Origin of the sequence: Candidatus Gillettellia adelgis (genome assembly GCA_020541285.1) — a bacterium.
Taxonomy (GTDB): Bacteria; Pseudomonadota; Gammaproteobacteria; order Enterobacterales; family Enterobacteriaceae; genus Gillettellia; species Gillettellia adelgis.
The window spans coordinates 568879-590887 of record CP047043.1 but is presented as its reverse complement, the minus strand read 5'-3'; the positions used below and the strand labels follow the sequence as shown (position 1 = coordinate 590887).

The following is a 22009-nucleotide window of genomic DNA, read 5'->3' as shown; positions in this document are numbered from 1 at the left end:
TTACAGTTAGAAGGTAATTATGCAATTCTTTAAGAGAATACACCGAGATGGATCTAAAAATTGAAAAATAACACGTCGAATTCATAAATCCATACTTAAAAGCGCATATGAAATTGCGGGTATGAAATCTATCAGATATTGCGGTTACAGTGAATTAGTTTGAACTGAGTTACACATGAAACACCTAATATGCAAATGTAGGTGCTATTGCATTATACCTGCGCAACTAACATTGTTAAAAAGGTGTAATAGAACTAGAGCATAAGATCAATTAAAACTTCTATCAAACAAGAAAATAGTGTTACTCTGCACACATTCATGTGTTCCCTAAGTACTATTTAAAATCTGCGCGATACTATATATCACTAATTAAGTTAAAATGTACTCTTTTATTTAATTAGACTAGCACATGGTTACTGCTCGTAATTATTTTTAACACAATGATCTTTGGTGGCTACAACAATATTGGTAGTCGATAAACCGTATTTAAAGTTTAACACTTTAACATCGCCACCATTCTTCCATACTTCTGTGCTACCAGCAATATCTTCTGGCTTATAATCACCGCCTTTCACAAGAAAATCTGGCAGAATATTGGCAATTAAGCGCTCTGGAGTATCTTCTTCGAATGATACAATCCAATCTACCACTTCTAGTGCCCTTAGTACGATCATACGTTGCTCTAGTGTATTAATCGGGCGATTTACACCCTTGAGCCGCCTAGTAGAAGCATCACTATTGACCGCTATGATCAAACGATCACCTAGTTTCCTGGCATCTTCTAGATAAGAGACATGACCAGCATGCAAAATATCGAAAACTCCGTTAGTCATTACTACTTTTTCACCATGCTGACGTACCTGAGCCACTGCGATTTTTAATTGAGTTTCCGTCATTATTCCAAAGCTAATTTTAGTGCGACCATGCACAGCTTTTTCTAGCTCAACAGACGAAACACTAGCAGTACCTAATTTACCCACCACAACGCCAGCGGCAGCATTGGCTAGAAAACACGATTCTTCCAACGAGTTACCTGCAGCTAAAGCAGCACCCAAAACCCCAATTACTGTATCACCAGCGCCGGTTACATCAAATACTTCCTGAGCTTGGGTAGGCAAATGTATAGGCAACCTTTTGTGTTGCAATAAGGTCATGCCGTGCTCAGAACGGGTTACAAGTAATGCAGAACATGATAAGTCAACAAGTAACTTCATGCCGCGTGCCACTAATTCAGCATCATCTTTACAATGACCCACGACTGATTCAAATTCAGATAAATTTGGCGTTAGCAATGTCGCGCCTCGATAACGCCTAAAATTAGAACCCTTAGGGTCAATGAGCACGGGTACCTTAGCGGTTCGTGCAAGTTTTATAATACTCTGCACTTGCGTTAGTGCGCCTTTGGCATAATCTGATAACACCAATACACTGATTTGTGGTAATATCTGTTGAATACGCGTTAATATTGGCTGCGTATCCACGTTAGAGAAACTCTTTTCAAAGTCGAGACGGATAAGCTGTTGATTGCGTGACAGCACACGCAATTTTATAACAGTTGGATGCGTCGGCACTAAAATAAAATCACAGTATACATTCGTAGCATTTAGTTTAGCACTCAGCGTCCTTGCTGCATCGTCAACTCCTATTAACCCCACAAGACGTGCATTAGCACCCAGAGAAGAAATATTCATTGCCACATTAGCCGCACCGCCAGGGCAATCTTCAATCATATTAATCTTAACAACCGGCACGGGAGCTTCTGGTGAAATACCATTAGTTGGACCATACCAATAACGATCCAACATAACATCCCCTACCACTAGCACATCAGCATGACGAAAATCAGGCGGTGCACTTTTCATCTAGTTACTCCAAATTATACTGTCATACTGAAAATTATATATACATTAACCATATTCATACCCCACACCATCCATGTACTACTATATAATCCTAGAATTAATCACCTGCACTATTGAAAGTTTAACCTTCTGTTTAATAGAAGTGATATAAACATGAATTCCTGGTATTTTTCTCCATGACTATCGCTTATGGTTTGCAGTATGGCAAATATAATTTTACTAACACTAGCATATACGCAATACACTTAAAAATATTCAGAATGTAAGCTCATGCCACCTTACACATCTTTTGTTAAGTGCTCGCGTGTATTGCGACATATTTTAATATAAACGCCTGCAATACAAGAAAACTGTGTTGCGCTACTTCAGATTTATAATCCATCATATCATTTAACCAATGTATATTTCGTAGTATTTAATGACAACAAATTCACCTCTAACTTTGCTAGAGTACTTCTTTTAGTGATTTATTAGTAGTAGCTATTGACTATATATGAGAAAATCGTGCTACTTTACTTATAAAATAATCTTGTTACGTTTATAAGAAACTTATAGCACTATATATCTATAAAATATTAAAGATGATGCATGCTGTATAAGCAACTTACTATTATACAACCGCAAAATTTTCGCTTACTTGTAGACATAAGGTAACTTTCATTCATCTTTTTTATAAATGCTTCAACAGAAGATAACATAATTTCGTACAATACTATTCTGCTCATTTTTAATAACTGGGATTCAAAATATTCACTGAGGTACTGCTGTTTATAAAGTTTCAGTGCATAAATATATTAGTAAGAAGGTAAATAATATGCACTACAACCTGTACTTAGTCTTGAGCATCCATTTAAACATACTAAAAATTACAGAACTAATTAACCGAATCTAATAGATTAAAATTCCATAAAAACCTAAGCTCTTGTTAGAGTTTTTAATGAACATGAAGTATTCGTAGTATCGTTCGTATATGACTCAATATTTGTATTATAATGCTCGTTTACTAAACAGTTGACTGTTTCACGTCAACATAGTAAGATATCAATATACAATTATAAAAAGTTATAAAATACAAATATTGAAATAAGCCACAACAAACTTATCTTACTGAATTAACAGTATTGATTTAACATGAGGAAACACAAATATTTCTATGCGACTAATAAAATAACCCAAGATCATCGAAACCCAAAGACACCATATCCGTCCGAACGTTATTGGAGTACTAAGCTTGGAAATCTACCTGTCACGATAATCTGCAAGAATTACATGCGCAATAGTAAACATCGCTTATTTATTACAATACAGAACTCATCAAATAACTTGAACATTGCCGACTGTCCTTGTCATAATAAGTGATTACTACGGAAACTAACGACAAATTAACTAAAAGGAACAAATATAAAATATCACTACGTATTTTATATAACCACAATATGAAGCCGATAAGAGTATTTATAAATAATGCATTAGAAGATGCAACAGCTATTTTTTTTGTATAACAACATTTAGATAAACATCACACCATTTTACTGAATATATTATCCAGAGTTAACGAGATTATTTCAAAATATTAATGTTTACGCTCCGTGCTTAAAGCAACTTGACTTTAAGTCAAGTAAATATATACAATTTAAGACTGCCATAGCATGGCAAGTTAAATAGCGAGTGGCAGTTATAATCTGCTTGATTATTAGTTAATATTCATTAATATTATCTCACCAAAATTCCTTCCTTCTGCATTGTACGAATTACAGAAACATTTTTACATAATACACACTACATCACTGATTCGAGCAGTCACGACAAGTAATGTATCTGTTTAAATTTTTACTTTGGTCGACTGAACTAAATGCTCTAGTATTTTTAATAAATTAAGATTAAAATAATTCACTTACGTATACATTACCTTATAAATGCTTAGCCACAAAAAAGACTCAACGTCTCTACACCACACCTACTAGGTAACGCTACTAAAGAAGCTGCATTGTTTAATATAATTCAGCACATACGCTACAACTATATCCGCAATTATAGAAACTCTATCATATAAATCTCACGCAATGATCTGCGTAAAATACTTGCTTTCTCGATTGTGTGTGTTGCGGCTCAAAAATATTTAACTCTAGTTGACATATTAAATCACATCCATCATAGTTAAAATGCAAAGAGGATCGAATAACACGCTAGACATTAGTCTTATCAGCACTAACCTCTTATTGATTTTATCATTTTTGCATCTTATTTTAAACCTACGATAACCAGTGTTAAACGAACAAGTACAGTCTGTACTTATTATAGTACAGCGTTAATATTTTATTGTTTATTTATATCATCTAAAATATTTCATATCTCTAGGTTGTATATGCGTTCGTTTTTCTAGCGTTTTCACTCACTAGTATGAGTGACTAAAATTACTCATTTCTTTGAGGCTTAGTGTTCAGTGAATAAAGTCACCATGCAAATCGGTTGTTAATTCATATTTCGACGTGCTCCTATTATTTAATAACTCAAATTATTTAACACATATAATAAATTTATTATTTAATAAAACAGACCATTTCGATAATTATTGATAAATATAAAACATAAAGATAAATGCAGGAGTGAATTATGAAGATTTACCTGGTTGGTGGTGCGGTCCGAGATACATTACTCAACATACCAACATTTGACCGAGATTGGGTAGTAGTGGGCGCTACGCCGTCAGATCTTCTGGCTATCGGCTATCAGCAAATTGGCAGAGACTTCCCAGTGTTTATTCATCCCGATACCCACGAAGAATACGCGCTAGCACGTACTGAACGTAAATTGGGACATGGTTACACCGCTTTTGCATGTCATGCGTCACCAAATATTACATTAGAAGAAGACCTCCTACGGCGGGATCTAACGATTAACGCCATTGCCCGTTCTGCCGAAGGTATACTAATTGATCCTTATCAAGGTATCGGTGATTTACAATCACGTATACTACGACATATTTCTGATGCTTTTTCTGAGGATCCCCTGCGTATATTACGCGTAGCACGTTTTGCTGCTCGCTTCGCCCATCTGCAATTCAGGATTGCAGATGAAACTCTTGAATTGATGCGCTATATGGCACACAGTGGCGAGTTAGCTGCACTAACATCCGAGCGGATATGGCAAGAAACAAAAAAAGCTCTACAAGGCCAGCATCCACATATTTATTTCCAAGTGCTGCGCGAATGCGATGCTCTCATGATGTTGTTCCCAGAGATCAATGCGTTATTTGGTGTACCAGCACCTGCTAAATGGCATCCAGAAATCGATACTGGTATTCATACTATGATGGCGTTAGCCATTGCTGCTCAGCTTAGCCTAGATCTTGAAGTACGTTTTTCTGTACTGTGTCACGATCTTGGAAAAGGATTAACACCTAAGAAATTCTGGCCGCACCACCACGGACATGGGCGAGCTAGTGTTCGTTTGGTAGAGCAGTTTTGCCAACGTTTTCGCGTACCTAATGTAGTTCGAGATGTAGCAAAGTTAGTGGCCGAGTATCATGATATCATTCATATAGTAGATAAACTGCACCCTAAAATACTACTTCATTTTTTTAATGCCATTGATGTATGGCGCAAACCCCATCGGCTGACGCAAATTATTCTAAGTAGCGAAGCTGATGTACGTGGCCGTGCTGGCTTTGAGAAACACCCATACCCACAAGGCGATTATCTACGTCAGGCATATCAGATGGCCAAAACGATATCAATTCAAGACCTTATAGCCAGTGGGATACAAGGTCTTGAAATCCACAATGAACTCACACGACGGCGGCTAAAAGTGCTCTCTAACTGGAAACTCACACAAAATATCATAAAAAATCAGGCAGAAGAAATTTTTGTCAATGATTAATCTTGTAAGTTATATAAAACTCCTGTCCGCGCTGTATTACACACTTTGAAAAATCACAACTGAACAATAATTTAACCAGAAATCCACTTAGATCTAGAATAAACCTTATAGATATATTCGTAAATTTACACAGTTTATTCCTAAATACCGATCAGTGGTACACGAGGTCGCTGATACATCTATAATGTGCAATATTACAGGCGTATAATGTAGTGTCTGCCTGTTAAAAAAGTCGCGTTAATACCACGACCTATATACGTGAAGTGTTTCATTACAACCAGCACCATTAAAATAGTTACATAAATAACAATAAATATCTGTAAATGTTCTTTTCTTCAAGATAAGATCTTGACATAAATCAAAAATATATTTATCAGTATCAGTACCATAAGTATATATTATGATCAGATCTAAAGAAGAATTATAAAATATTATATAGCATAAATACGTTCAATAATCGCATCAACCTAACTTGTATATATCATATCAGCTCATGTGTTGCTCTTGATGTATACCCATATGGAATAAAAACGTTCCTATAATATCTTAGATATCTTCTCCTCTACTCGCTCCACTTATGAAAAATAATTTTGCTCGTCATACTATATAATAACATTGCCGATATCAGCCTAACTCACACAGCCATTAATCTTATTACTAGTGAAAGATTAACAGTTATCCCCCGCTAATTTCAGCATCTAACATTAGCGTCTGACGGATGTTTTTCTAATTTCTAGATATCAATAACAGTAATGAAGGTAAGCCCTTGAGCACCAAACGATATCTATAATGCGATGCACTATTATAGTATTTACTAGATATGACTTCTAGTGGAATATATGTTACCTTTGATATTTTTCTAATAAATAACTCTGATTCAAGAGAATCACATTATGAGTGCTATCGCATGTGGCATAATTATCTTTGCTTATCTGTGTGGCTCAGTTTCTAGTGCAATTTTAGTGTGTCGGATCGCAAGGTTACCTGATCCACGTAAATATGGTTCAAAAAATCCTGGAGTAACTAACGTCTTGCGTATAGGCGGACGTCTTACAGCCGCATCCGTGTTACTACTTGATATACTAAAAGGCACGCTACCAGTCTGGCTAGCTTACAAACTGAACATTACTCCGTTATATGTAGGGCTTACGGCAATTGTTGCTTGCTTAGGGCATATCTACCCTATATTCTTCCATTTTCACGGTGGCAAGGGCGTAGCAACAGCCTTAGGCGCTGTTGCGCCAATCCACTGGGACTTAGTTGGTCTACTGATCAGCGTATGGCTATTAACGATATTACTTACAGGTTATTCTTCGCTGGGTTCTATCGTAAGTGCGATCATCTCACTGTTCTATGTCTGGTGGACTAAACCACAACTTACCTTTCCCGTAGCAACACTTGCGTGTCTTATTCTCATAAGACATCAAGATAATATCCGACGCTTATGGCGTGGTAAAGAGAGGAAGATATGGGGGAAGATCTTGAAAAAAAAGTGTGACATAAAAAAGAATAATAACGGTCAAGATGACTAATAAATAATTAAATCATCTAATCTAGATACTTTCTACAGGATTTAGATCTTCCAATGACCAGCGTGGCCGTACTACAATAGTTAGCTCCTGGTTAGCATCACTTTTGAAGCGTACCATACCAGCATAGGCGATCATTGCACCATTGTCGGTACAAAATTCCGGACGAGCGTAAAATACATTTATATTGCATTTTTTCATTATCACCGACATTTTTGTGCGTAACGCATGATTAGCGCTCACACCACCACCCATAACTAAATTTCTGAATCCAGTTTGCTTTAATGCACGTTTGCATTTTATCGCTAATGTATCTATTACGGCGTCTTCAAAAGCACGAGCGATATCGGCACATGTCTGATGCTCGTTATTATTGGCTCGCACAGTGTTAGCAGCAAAGGTTTTTAACCCAGAAAAGCTAAAGTCTAAACCAGGACGATCGGTCATTGGTCGGGGGAAAATAAAGCGATCTGCTTTACCCTGTTGTGCTATCTTTGATAATATCGCACCACCAGGATAATCTATTCCAAGTAGTTTAGCTGTTTTATCAAATGCCTCGCCAGCGGCGTCGTCAATAGATTCACCGAGTAACTCATATTTACCTATTCCCATTACACTAATTAATTGAGTATGGCCACCTGAGACTAACAATGCAACAAATGGAAAACCTGGTGGGTGATCTTCTAACATCGGTGCTAATAGATGACCTTCCATGTGGTGGACTGGTATAGCTGGCACTTTCCAAGCGAAAGCTAAGGCGCGACCTATGGTCGCCCCGACTAGCAGTGCTCCTACTAAGCCTGGGCCGGCTGTATAGGCAACACCGTTAATGTCGGCTGAAGATAGTTTAGATTCTTTTAGCGCAGCTTGAATTAATGGGACAATTTTACGAATATGATCGCGGGAAGCTAATTCCGGTACTACTCCGCCATAGTTAGCATGAAGCTTGACTTGACTGTATAATTGGTTAGCTAATAAACCAACTTTTTGGTCATACACTGCAATTCCCGTTTCGTCGCAGGATGTTTCTATACCTAATACGCGCATTACTTTTACCATTTACACACAATTACCATGACTTATATTGTATTGCTAACGTAATCTATTAGGTTAATAAATTTTTCTAATCTTAGATATTCCTTTATTTCTCATGTTACATAATAAATATATCTCTTGACTTATACCAGTCATTACCTAGCATCCAGTGATGCATGATAGACAGAATTATCCTAGAATTTCTGCGTATAACGCAGCCTAATCGCTCGTTAAATTAGTGACAATCAATGTGTCATACTATTAGAATTTTCTAAAGTTTACATTTTTTCTAGTGTATATATTGATAATCTTGAAGCTAAAGGAGGTGCAAAATCATTTGATTTTATACGCTTTTTCTAAAATTTCACTATAATATACTTAATTACATGATAAATATTCATTTTCCTTTTTAGAAGTCATGAGCAAAATGCTGACATTGTAAAGTTTTTAGTAATTTCATACTAATTTTAAAGAGAAAAAGTTATTAATTATAGAGTTTGTACTTTTTTACTATATAGTGATTCTACAGTTGACCGTGAAGTCACTATGTACAAATAGGTGTGAATTTACCGTCCTTATACATAGTTAGCTGTTTGCTAGTCGCTTATAACATCCGATGGTTTGCTATTGATATCACTACAGTAAATTATTTTTTGAAAATTATTAAATATAGTGCGTAATCTAACTAATAGTTCCTAAGTTTATGTTACTCGTAAGTTTATGATGTGACTCAGAAAATCAATCGTGTACTATATAAATCATGTACCTGAATCAAGGTGATTACCACTGCTGTGATATACGTCAGCTACCTGAGTATTTACTCCTGTGCGGATTATCCATTTTAATATAAAATTCTCGAAAATATTATATTTTCTCAGACTGTATTGGTATACCTGGCACGCATCGATCAAATCGCTGTAATCTTAACATAATCATTTTAATAATAAAACTCTCTCAGCATGTCTAACCACTGAAACAGTGACTATATGTCTCCGTTCCATCATAAATTTATACATTATACGAAACGTTTAGAATGACACACTCCAAGACTAATCACTTTTCAGAAGAAAGAAGGCTTTATTTTACGATACTACAGATAATTCGCTTGCTACAAAGATACGACGTAGCGAGTTATCAAGAGCATGAACTAAGAACAATGAGATGAGCACGCAACACTATACTTGCATGTTAGGTTTAGTGTAATAAAATGTATCTAATTACACTCAGTTGTATTGCAAGTATCAACAATTATCCTAGATTTTATAAAATAGCATGATGTTAAAGGCTTAATATATATTACGAAAGAAGGTATCATTTTTATCACAATCAATTTTGCGATAAGCGCAGTACAAATGTTTTTACATTTTATTAGTCAATTTATGTTCCGTCTTATAGCCTCAGTATAAGCTGCATCAATACAACTTACGCAATTTAACATTTATTATTTATCACTAAGTCTTTTAGTGTGTCTTCAGAGTTATGATTGGCATATTATAAATAATATGCCGATCTGCATTATTCAGTCAGTTTTCTTCACAGTGATAAAATGTTTTATCATTCATTCTGTCAGAACCCTTAGATATCAAGCTACTTATAGCATTTAAGTTTAGTATGTCCACAGTGTTTATGCTGGTACGCCTACTGCGAGTTTCTACTGTTTATATTTTCAGCAAGCATATATATCAGTGTTATTCTCTACATCAAAATCAAATAAACATGTTCAATGAAAATGAACAGGATAGGTTCATTATTACAAGTGTGCGATTTTATTTTTTAGGAATGTTACATATGTCTATCGTGTTTACAGTATAACTAATGCAACATATTAGGCAATTTGACTATCATTGCAGATTTAGCAATCAAACCATTATATATAGAGTGCAGTAAAAGAGTTATTACATTTATAAAAACAATGACAAAATTTTTCCGTAGCCAGAAGATTTTCTTGCAGATAACTAATCTAACGATTTGATCGATGCTGTACTCACCGGACCATTGCAACCCCATGATTAAGTTTTAATTATATTGTCTAGACATTCCCTAATATATCGATGTGTAAGCTTCATGCAAACACACCAATCAGTAATTACGTTGAAGTGTCAACAATTAAGAAATACCACAAACTTGTATAGTATCATATTTTTATGCAGCACGCCTATAACAAACAAACACACTTGATATTCTGTGTTAAAAGCAGAGTATCATTGCATAGTTACATGATAAGGTACACTTATAAGAATAAACCATCTTCAATGACAACATGTAATTTTACACTATATAAATAACATATCTTATGCGATATTCATACAATATTTAATATTTATTGGACTTTACAAAGTGATCTTTATTCAAGTAGAATGCTTAATGCTTTGAAATAGCTGGCACTTGCCCAGCAATAAACCGAATTTTTCGAGGTAAAGGCACATGCCGGTTATTAAAGTACGTGATCATGAACCATTTGATGTTGCGCTACGTCGTTTTAAACGTTCTTGTGAAAAAGCAGGAATTTTAGCAGAAATTCGTCGTCGTGAATTTTATGAAAAACCAACCACTGAACGCAAACGCGCCAAAGCTTCTGCTGTAAAGCGTCATGGGAAGAAACTCGCTCGTGAAAATGAGCGGCGCACTCGTCTATATTAACTTTAAAAACATTTTTATTTTGTAGTATCGATGTTTACTATTAACATTATGCAGATTGCATAGTTATATATGAAGGCCGTGCTTTCTACAAGGAAGTGCGGCCTATTCTCGTTTATAGTTTAGAAAAGTAACATTTATGGCTGGACGCATTCCTCGTATATTTATTAATGAACTACTATCTCGGACTGATATTGTCTCTCTAATCAATGCGCGCATAAAAATAAAAAAACAAGGGAAAAACTATCATGTATGCTGTCCATTTCATCAGGAAAAGACGCCTTCTTTTACCGTTAATAGAGAAAAGCAATTTTATTATTGCTTCGGCTGTGGTGCGCACGGTAACGCTATTGATTTTTTAATAAATTACGACAGGCTTGATTTTGTCGAAACTATCGAGGAATTAGCCACCATACACGGACTGCAAGTACCTTATGAGATCAGTACTTGGCCGACTAAAATTCAACGCCATCATCGATACACCTTATATCAACTAATGAATCAGATCAAAACATTTTATCAGCAATCACTACATCAACCCTTTGGCACACTAGCGCGCGACTACTTGAAACAACGTGGGTTGAATGATAATGTTATTCGTGATTTTTCTATTGGCTTTGCCCCACCAGGATGGAATATTATATTAAAGCGTTTTGGTCATAATAAGGCCGAAATATGTGCTTTAAACGGTGCAGGCATGTTAGTAACTAACAATCAAGGACACTCTTACGACCGTTTTCGTACACGCATTATGTTTCCTATTCATGACAATAGAGGACGCGTAATCGCATTTGGTGGACGGGTGATAGATAATGCAACTCCAAAATATTTAAACTCGCCAGAAACTGAAGTATTTCATAAAGGTCGACAATTATACGGCCTTTATGAAGCTAAAAAAAATCATCCTATTCTGCAACGCGTACTGGTTGTAGAAGGCTACATGGATGTGATAACTTTAACGCAGTACGGTATCAATTATGCAGTTGCCTCACTTGGTACCTCAACGACCACTGAACATATTCAACTGCTATTTCGAACTACAGATCATGTGATCTATTGCTACGATGGCGACGGAGCTGGCCGTGCAGCAGCCTGGCGTGTATTGGAAGCTGCATTGCCTTATCTGAACGATGGTCAGCAGTTACGATTTATGTTTTTGCCAGATAGTGAAGACCCGGACACATTAGTACGTAAAGAAGGAACAAAAGTTTTCGAACAACGGATAGAACAGTCACAGCCACTTTCTACGTTTTTTTTTGAAACTTTAATATCACAAATAGATCTTAGTAGCCCAGATGGTCGTGCTAAGTTGAGCTCGCTAGCAATTCCTATGATAAAAAAAATACCTGGTAAAACATTGCGCTTGTATTTACGACAACAACTTGGACAAAAATTAGGTATGCCTGACGAATTCCAACTAGAAAAACTATTAAGTAAGAAACCTGAAAATACACTGTCTTATCAAGCACCTGAACTAAAACATACTACAATGCGTATACTCATAGGCTTGCTAGTGCAAAATCCGCATCTCGCTATACTTATCCCTTCTGTTGAAGGATTAGAGCAAATTAAACAGGCAGGATTGTTTCTTTTTATTGAACTCGTAAAGATTTGCTTGGCTCATCCAGGGTTAACCACAGGACAATTATTAGAGTTATATCGCAATAACAAAGTAAACCAGAAGGTTGAAACCTTAGCGGTATGGAACCATATGATCGTTGAAGATAGAATAGAGCAGACGTTTTTAGATACGCTAGCTAGTTTATACGCCGCTTCATTAGAGCAGAGACTAGAGAAATTGATTGCAAAAGCGAGAATGCATAAACTTAGCCAAGAAGAACGCAAAGAAGTATGTTCACTTAATCAGAGTCTAGCAAAGCAAAAACTACAAAATAATCGTTAAAATACTAATAAATATCGGAAAATAGCATTGCTATATTACGATAAATTTGGGCGTAATAATCATACTCCCACATACTATTGTTGGCGATTTCGCCAACTAATACTCATTGAATACCCTGAAGCATGGAATTGTCTTATGGAGCAAAATCCGCAGTCACAGCTAAAACTGCTTGTCACGCGTGGTAAGGAGCAAGGCTATTTAACCTATGCTGAGGTTAACGATTATCTGCCAGATGATATCGTTAACTCTGATCAGATCGAAGATATTATACAAATGATTAATGACATGGGTATACCGGTGATGGAGGAAGCACCGGATGCCGATGATCTAATGCTGGCTGAGAATACAACTAATACTGATGAAGACGCTGAAGAAGCCGCTGCTCAAGTGCTATCAAGCGTTGAATCTGAAATTGGTAGAACTACTGATCCAGTGCGTATGTATATGCGCGAAATGGGAACAGTAGAGTTACTAACGCGAGAAGGCGAGATTGATATTGCTAAACGCATTGAAGATGGTATTCACCAAGTGCAATGTTCTGTCGCTGAATACCCAGAAGCCATCACACATTTACTAGAGCAATACGATCACGTCGAGGCAGGTGAAGCTCGCTTATCTGATCTGATTACTGGTTTTGTTGATCCAGAAGCAAAAGAAGATCTCCCTTTTACCGCCACACATATTGGATCTGAGTTATTAACAGAAGAAGAGCATGAAGAAGATGATGAATATAACAACAGTATCGATCCAGAACTAGCACGACAACAATTTGCTAACTTGCGTACTCAATACGAAACGACCTGCCTCATTATTAGAAAGAGCAATTGTAATCATGATAGCATAGCAGAGGAGTTATCAAAACTTTCTAAAACGTTTAATCAGTTTCGCTTAGTGCCAAAACAGTTTAATTTTTTAGTCAATAATATGCGCACTATGATGGAACATGTCCGTACTCAGGAACGCATCATAATGAAGCTATGCGTTGAACAATGTAAAATGCCAAAGAAAAACTTCATTACTCTGTTTTCTGGAAACGAAACTAGTAGTTCCTGGCTAAAAAACGCTCTGACCATAGATAAACCATGGTCAGAAAAGCTAAAAGCTGTTGAGGCAGAGGTACAGCATCACCTACATAAACTACATCAAATTGAAAAAAAAACCGGTTTGACTATTGAAAAAGTAAAAGACATTAATCGGCGCATGTCAATCGGTGAAGCGAAAGCCCGTCGAGCAAAAAAAGAGATGGTTGAAGCTAACTTACGCTTAGTCATTTCTATTGCTAAAAAATATACTAATCGTGGCTTACAGTTTTTAGATCTAATACAAGAAGGAAACATCGGCTTGATGAAAGCAGTAGATAAGTTTGAGTACCGACGCGGTTACAAGTTTTCAACTTACGCTACTTGGTGGATACGTCAGGCTATTACTCGTTCTATCGCTGACCAAGCGCGTACTATCCGTATTCCTGTACATATGATTGAAACGATTAACAAACTCAACCGCATTTCACGGCAGATGCTACAAGAAACAGGCCGTGAACCTATGCCAGAAGAACTGTCTGAACGCATGTTAATACCAGAAGATAAAATCCGTAAGGTTCTAAAAATTGCTAAAGAACCGATTTCCATGGAAACACCTATCGGTGATGATGAAGAATCACATCTAGGTGATTTTATTGAGGATACTACTCTAGAGCTTCCACTAGAATCTGCAACCTCGGAAAGCTTGCGTGCAGCTACATACGACGTACTATCTAGTCTCACTGCGCGCGAAGCAACAGTGCTACGTATGCGGTTTGGTATTGACATGAACACTGATCATACCTTAGAAGAAGTGGGTAAACAATTTGATGTGACTCGTGAACGTATTCGTCAAATCGAAGCTAAGGCACTACGTAAACTGCGTCACCCTAGCCGTTCCGAAGTACTGCGTAGTTTTCTTGATGACTAATATGTAATATTGTGGTGTCAACAACATAACAACTTCGGCATGGATATCTAGTAACCAGGATACATTGATTATACAACAACTTTACGTGCGTTAATTGCTTTACTCTATCTCCATGTTTATTGACATAATCTTCTGAGGTTGCATGAATATCACGGTTTATATTCATGCTGCCATTTATCACACTGCTATTCATATCGGGTATATAGAAATATTCGTATTATTAGCAACTAACTGATAGCTGTAATATAAAAAAATAGATATTTACTATAGATATTTATTGAGTGAGAAAATACTTTGCGTTCTTACTGATATACCGACCCCTGCCTCATATATATGAGGGGACTAAAATATATTAACTTTGTTTATCTATACGACTTATTTCAGAGGAAATAATGCTGCATGCTCATTACATTTTAATATTAAAATGTAATAGATATCGAGAGTATTAACGAAAGATTTTTACAAAAATCATTATACAATCCATAAGAAATTATAAGAAACTGGATTATATGGCAAAGCAGTATACAGCTGATAATAGTAGACGTTTCTAAAAAAATACTGTATAAGCTTTCTATCTGGCCCCTTAGCTCAGTGGTTAGAGCGGGCGACTCATAATCGCTTAGTCGCTGGTTCAAATCCAGCAGGGGCCACCAGATCAACAAAGACAACAATAGATCAAGAGGCTTTTCATTTTTATATGATATTTAAATTAGATACAGTAGATCATTAGTCTTTTAAACTACATTGTTCTGATGATGTATTGATGGCACACTACTATATTTTAGTATAGCATGTTATAAGTTGATGCAATTTAGATTAAGCACTTATAGTCTAGTCAGTAGCCAAAAGCTTTTTGAAACTTACATCAGCGCTCTTACATCTTGATGTAAAGACATACCTTTGGTTGAATCAACTGATTCACTATACAGTAGTCGTACAAACATCTACACGCATTTTAACTAGCATAGAATGCATTCTGTGTTTAGAACAACGATTTATCCCACAGATAGCATACATGCATGTCAAGACTATATGAACTACTTTCAAATTTCGTACTAGTTCAGTGCAGTTGATATCGCTTAGCTTACTAGTTTAAGAATCGCGCTCTAGCGGCATAGTTAAACAAACGGCACTTACTTCGTCAGATATTAGTGATTTTACTACAGTAAACCTTGTCTAGGTATATTGTTATGCGCTGATCTTCAAAATAGAGGGTGTGCAATATACGTATTTCTTGAATACTTACTATATTTTACAAACTTCAAATTACGTCCCTCATCACCTAATCTTTGACTAATGATACAGCATGCTAACCCATTGCTTATGGGAAATATAAGCTCTCATATTATAGGTAAGTTTTTCTATGGCGATGAAATACATGATGTGCGCAGTCATGTTAAGCATATTGATGCACTACTCTACTGATCTATTGTTTTAGTTAAGTATGCTTATGATATTTATACAGATATATCTAACTTACTACGATCTATTTATCAGCGCTATCTCCTTTAATTAGGATATAAAACATCTGGTAGTTTCCCTGCATCTAAAAATCCGATCACTCAATACGACACTCTTATTCTCCTATCGCCTCTCTGCTATTTAGGGGTATACACATATGTTTATATGTGTAATTATACTGTATTTACTCATTAAAATAATGCGTTTCTATAAACATAACACTCAAGATTTAATCTTTTATGTTAAAGACATTGAATAGTACAGTTAAATATCTATTAAAAATCGCAAGCGCATTGATATCACGCTTCTTATTCATATAATCTACCGAATACGATCATACTCATATGATACGCTATATGCTGAGTATTTATCAGCTATTCAATAATACAATAGATGCTACCAAAAGATCACGCAAGTCACGTGACCTTATTATATACTTATATAAGTATCTAGTTTTGCAGTTTATATCTTAATTATTGAGATCATCGCTGTTATACTTGATGCCATGCAATATTAGCCAGCACATAGTTCAGATAATGTAGTTACAATTATATTCTTTTATTATCACAGAATCTGCGATGGACTAATTTAAACCTGCTCTTCTTCTCAATAAGAGAACTCACTATTTATAACTATAAATAAAGATTTTCAAAAAGAATTAAGCTAGATACACTATTTAATATAACTTTATAAGCTAATATTTACAACTATTAACAGATAGCTCTTTAATACATTTTCATGCAAGTATTGTTGTATTTCAACTCGCTAGTATACTGCACAATAAATACTATGCTAATAGTTTTAAAAAAGTAGCATGAATATTCTATGCTGTTCGTTACAATACATTAAAGACATAGTTTAATCTAGATTATTTATATCACCATACTCTCATAAACAGATACTCAAGTTCACAATCATCACGTAACACCGCAATGTCAGAAGACATTGCACTCTAAACACCTTCATATCTATTAAGTAAACAAGATCTAAAGATATCTACAACCTAATTAAAATAACCACTCTATTTCAGATGTTATGTTTGCTATTTTATAGTCTTAAAGTCAATTTATTTAATTGATTAGAAGAAAACTTCACCACATGCCGCGTTCTATTTAACATAAAGTGTTTTACTAAGCACAAACGGCTAAAAATTAATATTCATCACTTATGCTTTTTCTACATATCTATAATGTTACTTGAAGGTTAGTTTTGGCGTTTCAAGTTTATATTCAACTGTAATACTACACTAATTAAATAATTTATAAATCTGTGATGTAACAATATTCTCTAAACGCAGGGAGTTAATGTTACCATTTAGCAAATACTATAGTTAATACTATGCATATTAAACTTACAAAACAACACATTAAGCATGTTAATATGTCAAATCTTATTTGCAGAAAATATTTAATATTTTAAAAAATTTTAGAATATCCAGTATTAATACGATATTACAAACCTGAAAAAGTAATTCATAACAAAACACTTGATATAGATACTACAGTGCAGGCAGATAATTCTACACAGTAACAATTATTAATCTCATTTAAAATAAAAAGTTTAAGGTTTATGCGCAGATCGATAATGTTGTAGTTTGCGCAGTTTGTAAAGAATTGTAATGGTAGTACAAAGTATAAATTGTCAGTATCTTTGTTTCAGCGGAAGAACTTCCTATACTAATCCACTCCATGAAGCACATGCACGCTAACGTTTTTTATGAATTTACCAAATTTTCCAATTGGTTTCGGCTTGTCTGTTTCATATCAACTTTAATATAAGCGCTACACTCCTCTGGTACAATAAATACTTCTTTCACTCCAGGGTGAGCTGTCAAACGATTTTCCAGAGATAGATCCTTTGCCGATAATGCCGATAATGTAATGCGTAAACTACTAACATAAGGAGGTTCTATAATGGTCCTACTTATCAAAAACCAGAATGCGGCCAGTCCTGCGTCGACTATAAAGACTAGCTCTACGCCTTGTAAGGCACACAACCATCCGCTCAGAATACCACCGATCGCTACACCAATAAACTGGCTAGTAGAGTAAACCCCCATTGCAGTGCCCCGATAACCTGCTGGTGATTCTTTACTGATTAGAGATGGTAGGATTGCTTCCATTATATTAAACGCTATAAAAAACAACTGCACGCCAAAGATAATTGCCCACAAATAAGTACCCAACCACCACAATAATATTTCAGAACAAAACAATATTGCTACACATCCTACAAAGACTTGTTTTATACGACGATATTTTTCAGCATATATGATACAAGGAAGCACAACGCTAAACGATATTAGCATAGTAATTAGATAAATTTTCCAATGCTCGCTACTAGCTAGTCCGGCTTTTTCTATAGTTAATGGTAGTGCTATGAAGTTAGACATCAATAAAATATGCAAACACATAATTCCGAGATTCAGCTTCAACAATTGCAGATTACTTAAAACATTGCTAATTCCACTACTTACTGTACTTAACTCACGATTAAGCACATGAGTATCAGCAGAAGGCACGATACTTAATATTATCATAATGCAAAAAAATGCCAGTACAGTAGTGATCCAGAATAATGCATGTAAACCCAATCTATTAGTTAAGATCGGTCCTAATACCATCGCAATAGCAAAAGTAATACCAAAACTTACACCAATTAAAGCCATGGCTTGAGTGCGATTTTGTTCTCGAGTTAGATCAGACAACAATGCCATCAATGCCGCAGAAATGGCACCAGACCCCTGTAGTGCGCGACCAATAATAATACCCCAAATCGAGTTAGTAGCGGCGGCAATCATGCTACCAAACGCAAAGAATGATAAACCACAAATGATAAGCGGTTTAGGGCCAAAACGATCAGAAAGCAGACCATATGGGATTTGAAACACTGCTTGCGTCAATCCATAGATGCCAATAGCAATGCCGATTAACGCCTCTGTGGCATCATTAAACGTCATGCCATAAGTCGCTAATACTGGAAGCACCATAAACATGCCGATCATTCGTAGTGCAAATACAGTCCCCAATCCCCATATAGCCCTCAACTCTAGTTGAGTCACTGTATTGTCATTCATGTCAACCTCAATGAAAATTATTCTTTTAGACACTGAGACTAATGCCTACAAAGAACAGTTATTATAACGAAGTAAGTTAACGATAAAAAAAGGACAGATCTGGGGTGTTAATAATTGTACTTTTTAGATGTTTGCTAAAGTTTATTATTATTTAAGAAATCTAGTATATATGTGTAATAGATTAAATAATTAGTAGGTTAGTTTATTCTCATGTATTTTATTAACTACTATAAACTTTGTTAAATCAATACAACTGATCTCCAAGATTCATGCTAAGGAACAAAAAATCTGTTGTTACGTTACTTGTTAATTACTGTTTATAACTGTCTACCTAGAATATAAAATACCATATGTGTAATAATCATCTATCGCATTGTTAATGATAAGCATTAAATAAGCAAGTTGGTATTTTATCATCGATATTAAATCCGATTTTAAAATATAAACTATAATGTTAACATGCCGGACGAACAATCACACTGCGAGTTTCCATGCGTACTGCGGCGATAATGACTTGTAGAGTACTGTGTTGGCGATAAACTACTTCTCCTTTGATTTGTATAGACCCAGTTTCTTGAGTACACTGAATCTCCTCACGCACTGCATGTATAAAGGATGCTGGAATAAATGCAGCTGCACCGTTTTCTAACAGACGCACACGCACACCACTACGTGCAATTTCGATAATTTCTGCAGTGAAACATTGCGCATTACCCACTTTATCCGTTAAATATCTGGCGTATAACCAATCGCTAATATCGCGTTCTGCCATTCTATTTAATCGGCGGCGCTCAGTCATATGAACAATCATCTGATCTGTTGGCTTCTCTGCAGGCTGTTTGGAAATAATTGATTTTAATAAGCGGTGATTGATCATATCGCCGTATTTACGGATAGGAGAAGTCCAAGTGGCATAAACTTCAAAACCTAAACCAAAGTGCGGCCCTGGAGTGGCGCTGATTTCTGCAAAAGTCTGGAAACGACGCATACGACTATTAAGTGATTGAGTAGTCTGAGAATCTAAGTAACGGCGTAGTTCGCAGAAACCCTCTAAGGTTAGTAATTTTTCGGCATTAGTCTCTACGCCGTTTGCCTGTAGGATAATCACAGCTTGATTCACTAGCAATGGATCGAAACCAGTATGTACATTATACACCCCAAAACCTAGGTGATCACGCAACACCTTGGCTGCACAAAAATTGGCAGCAATCATACATTCCTCAACAATACGATTAGCGATACGGCGCTTTTCGCTAACAACTTCAAGTACATCACCTCGCTCACTCAGTACAAAGCGATAGTCTGGGCGATCCTTAAATACCAACGCATAATAATGACGCCAACTGTTACGCACATCACAGACACGTTTTAGTAAAATTATTTGCTCTGCAATGCCAGTACTGGGTGGTTGCCAACCTGCAACCCCTTCTAACCAATCAGAGACTTCATTATAAACTAATTTAATCTTCGATATAATCTTTGCAGAGAAGAAGTGCATATCGTCATTTAACGTGCCATTATCGCTAATAGTTACGCGACATGCTAACACATGGCGACATTCATTGGGACGTAATGAACATAGGTTATTAGATAATTCAAGAGGCAACATTGGGATGTTTAAACCCGGTAGATAATTAGAGAAAGCGCGCATACTAGCTATATTGTCTAATTCACTACCTGGCTTGACGTAGGCTGTCGGATCGGCAATAGCAATAGTTAGTTGTATAGAACCATCACGATTATCCACCACAAAAAGTGCATCATCCATATCCTCTGTAGTTGCGCTATCGATAGTGATAAAATCTAGCCTAGTCAAGTCTTCATAAGCTGATCGAGTTTCCTGGTTATGTGTGCCAACCATCTTTGGTGCTTCTTTTTCAAGATTGTGATACACTAAGGTCACCCACCAAGGTGCGAAAGAGTCTTCAGCATAAGCAATAAATTGAATTAAGTCAGCATGTAGGCTATGATCACCTTTTAGTGGATGGCCACGCATTTCTGCTACTGCCCAATCACCTGTCTGAATGTTATGGGTCAACTGATGTGCTGGATGACACTGAATAGCATATTTTAGCAACATATGATCGGGTGTTATGAATAGACGATTTTTACGCTTCTGTATGCGTCCGATGAAACGCGATAAATATGGTTCTACTAGGGTATGTGGTTCAGCAAATTCACGTTCTTTATCAGTATGTAAAGTAGCAATTATGCGATCGCCGTGCATCACTTTTTTCATATAAAAATGGGGGATAAAATAGCTTTTTTGACTATCTATTTCAAGAAAACCAAAACCTTTCTCGGTACTTTTTACAACACCTTCAACATGTAGAGCTTGAGAACGCAGTTGCTTTTTAAGCTGTGTTAGTAACGGATTATTTTTAAGCATATCATCCAGTAAATGAGTTGTGAGATGGTAATATTTATAATAGATTGACGTGTATTACTTGCTACTAGTTAGCTTGGCTTCACGTTATCACTGCAGCGGTGCAATAATTATGTATAATTCTGACTTCCGTAAAATAGTACACGTTATCTTAAAATATAAAAGATCGTCTTAATCAATCGACTGATTTTTTATTAATAATTGAAATAACCCTTAATAATGTTAGTATCATACTTCACATGTATCTTGATCTATTATCTAAAGGTCTATTACCTTTATACATGCTAACAT

The 22009-nt window shown here is 35.9% G+C and carries 9 protein-coding genes and 1 tRNA gene; 6 read left to right on the top strand and 4 right to left on the bottom strand.

Translation table 11 applies throughout. From position 1 onward, the window contains the following. Positions 1 to 413: 413 nt before the first annotated feature. Positions 414 to 1862, bottom strand: a complete 1449-nt coding sequence (gene hldE / locus GIY03_RS01235; protein WP_457913897.1) for a bifunctional D-glycero-beta-D-manno-heptose-7-phosphate kinase/D-glycero-beta-D-manno-heptose 1-phosphate adenylyltransferase HldE — start codon at positions 1860 to 1862, stop codon at positions 414 to 416. A gap of 2613 nt (positions 1863 to 4475) precedes the next feature. On the opposite strand from hldE, the gene GIY03_RS01230 reads away from it, so the two are divergent. Then, a complete protein-coding gene (locus GIY03_RS01230) occupies positions 4476 to 5741 on the top strand; it encodes a multifunctional CCA addition/repair protein (protein ID WP_457913896.1) in 1266 nt (421 codons plus the stop codon). An 893-nt stretch (positions 5742 to 6634) separates the two neighbouring features. Further along, positions 6635 to 7273 carry a glycerol-3-phosphate 1-O-acyltransferase PlsY gene (gene plsY / locus GIY03_RS01225; protein WP_457913895.1) on the top strand — a complete coding sequence of 213 codons (639 nt, stop codon included), beginning with the start codon at positions 6635 to 6637 and terminating at the stop codon, positions 7271 to 7273. A gap of 21 nt (positions 7274 to 7294) precedes the next feature. Here plsY and tsaD read toward each other — a convergent pair whose 3' ends face one another. Beyond that, entirely contained in the window at positions 7295 to 8317 is a 1023-nt protein-coding gene (tsaD, locus tag GIY03_RS01220) for a tRNA (adenosine(37)-N6)-threonylcarbamoyltransferase complex transferase subunit TsaD (RefSeq protein ID WP_457913965.1), read from the bottom strand. Between the two features lie 2412 nt (positions 8318 to 10729). Between tsaD and rpsU the strand changes: the two genes are divergently transcribed. From rpsU to GIY03_RS01200, 4 genes are all read left to right on the top strand, one after another. Next, positions 10730 to 10945 (top strand): 30S ribosomal protein S21, encoded by a 216-nt coding sequence (rpsU, locus tag GIY03_RS01215; protein WP_457913894.1) that lies wholly within the window; start codon positions 10730 to 10732, stop codon positions 10943 to 10945. 136 nt (positions 10946 to 11081) lie between these two features. Beyond that, positions 11082 to 12845 carry a DNA primase gene (gene dnaG, locus GIY03_RS01210; RefSeq protein WP_457913893.1) on the top strand — a complete coding sequence of 588 codons (1764 nt, stop codon included), beginning with the start codon at positions 11082 to 11084 and terminating at the stop codon, positions 12843 to 12845. Between the two features lie 135 nt (positions 12846 to 12980). Continuing rightward, positions 12981 to 14795 carry an RNA polymerase sigma factor RpoD gene (gene rpoD / locus GIY03_RS01205; RefSeq protein ID WP_457913892.1) on the top strand — a complete coding sequence of 605 codons (1815 nt, stop codon included), beginning with the start codon at positions 12981 to 12983 and terminating at the stop codon, positions 14793 to 14795. Positions 14796 to 15372: 577 nt separating this feature from the next. Beyond that, a tRNA-Ile gene (locus GIY03_RS01200) sits at positions 15373 to 15448 on the top strand. Between the two features lie 2522 nt (positions 15449 to 17970). Here GIY03_RS01200 and GIY03_RS01195 read toward each other — a convergent pair. Together GIY03_RS01195 and GIY03_RS01190 are read right to left on the bottom strand one after the other, a co-directional pair. Then, complete coding sequence (locus tag GIY03_RS01195; RefSeq protein WP_457913891.1) at positions 17971 to 19332, bottom strand: MFS transporter; 1362 nt, start codon at positions 19330 to 19332, stop codon at positions 17971 to 17973. 454 nt (positions 19333 to 19786) lie between these two features. Next, positions 19787 to 21721, bottom strand: coding sequence for an exoribonuclease II (locus GIY03_RS01190; protein WP_457913890.1), 1935 nt, complete (start codon positions 21719 to 21721; stop codon positions 19787 to 19789). Between the last annotated feature and the right edge of the window lie 288 nt (positions 21722 to 22009).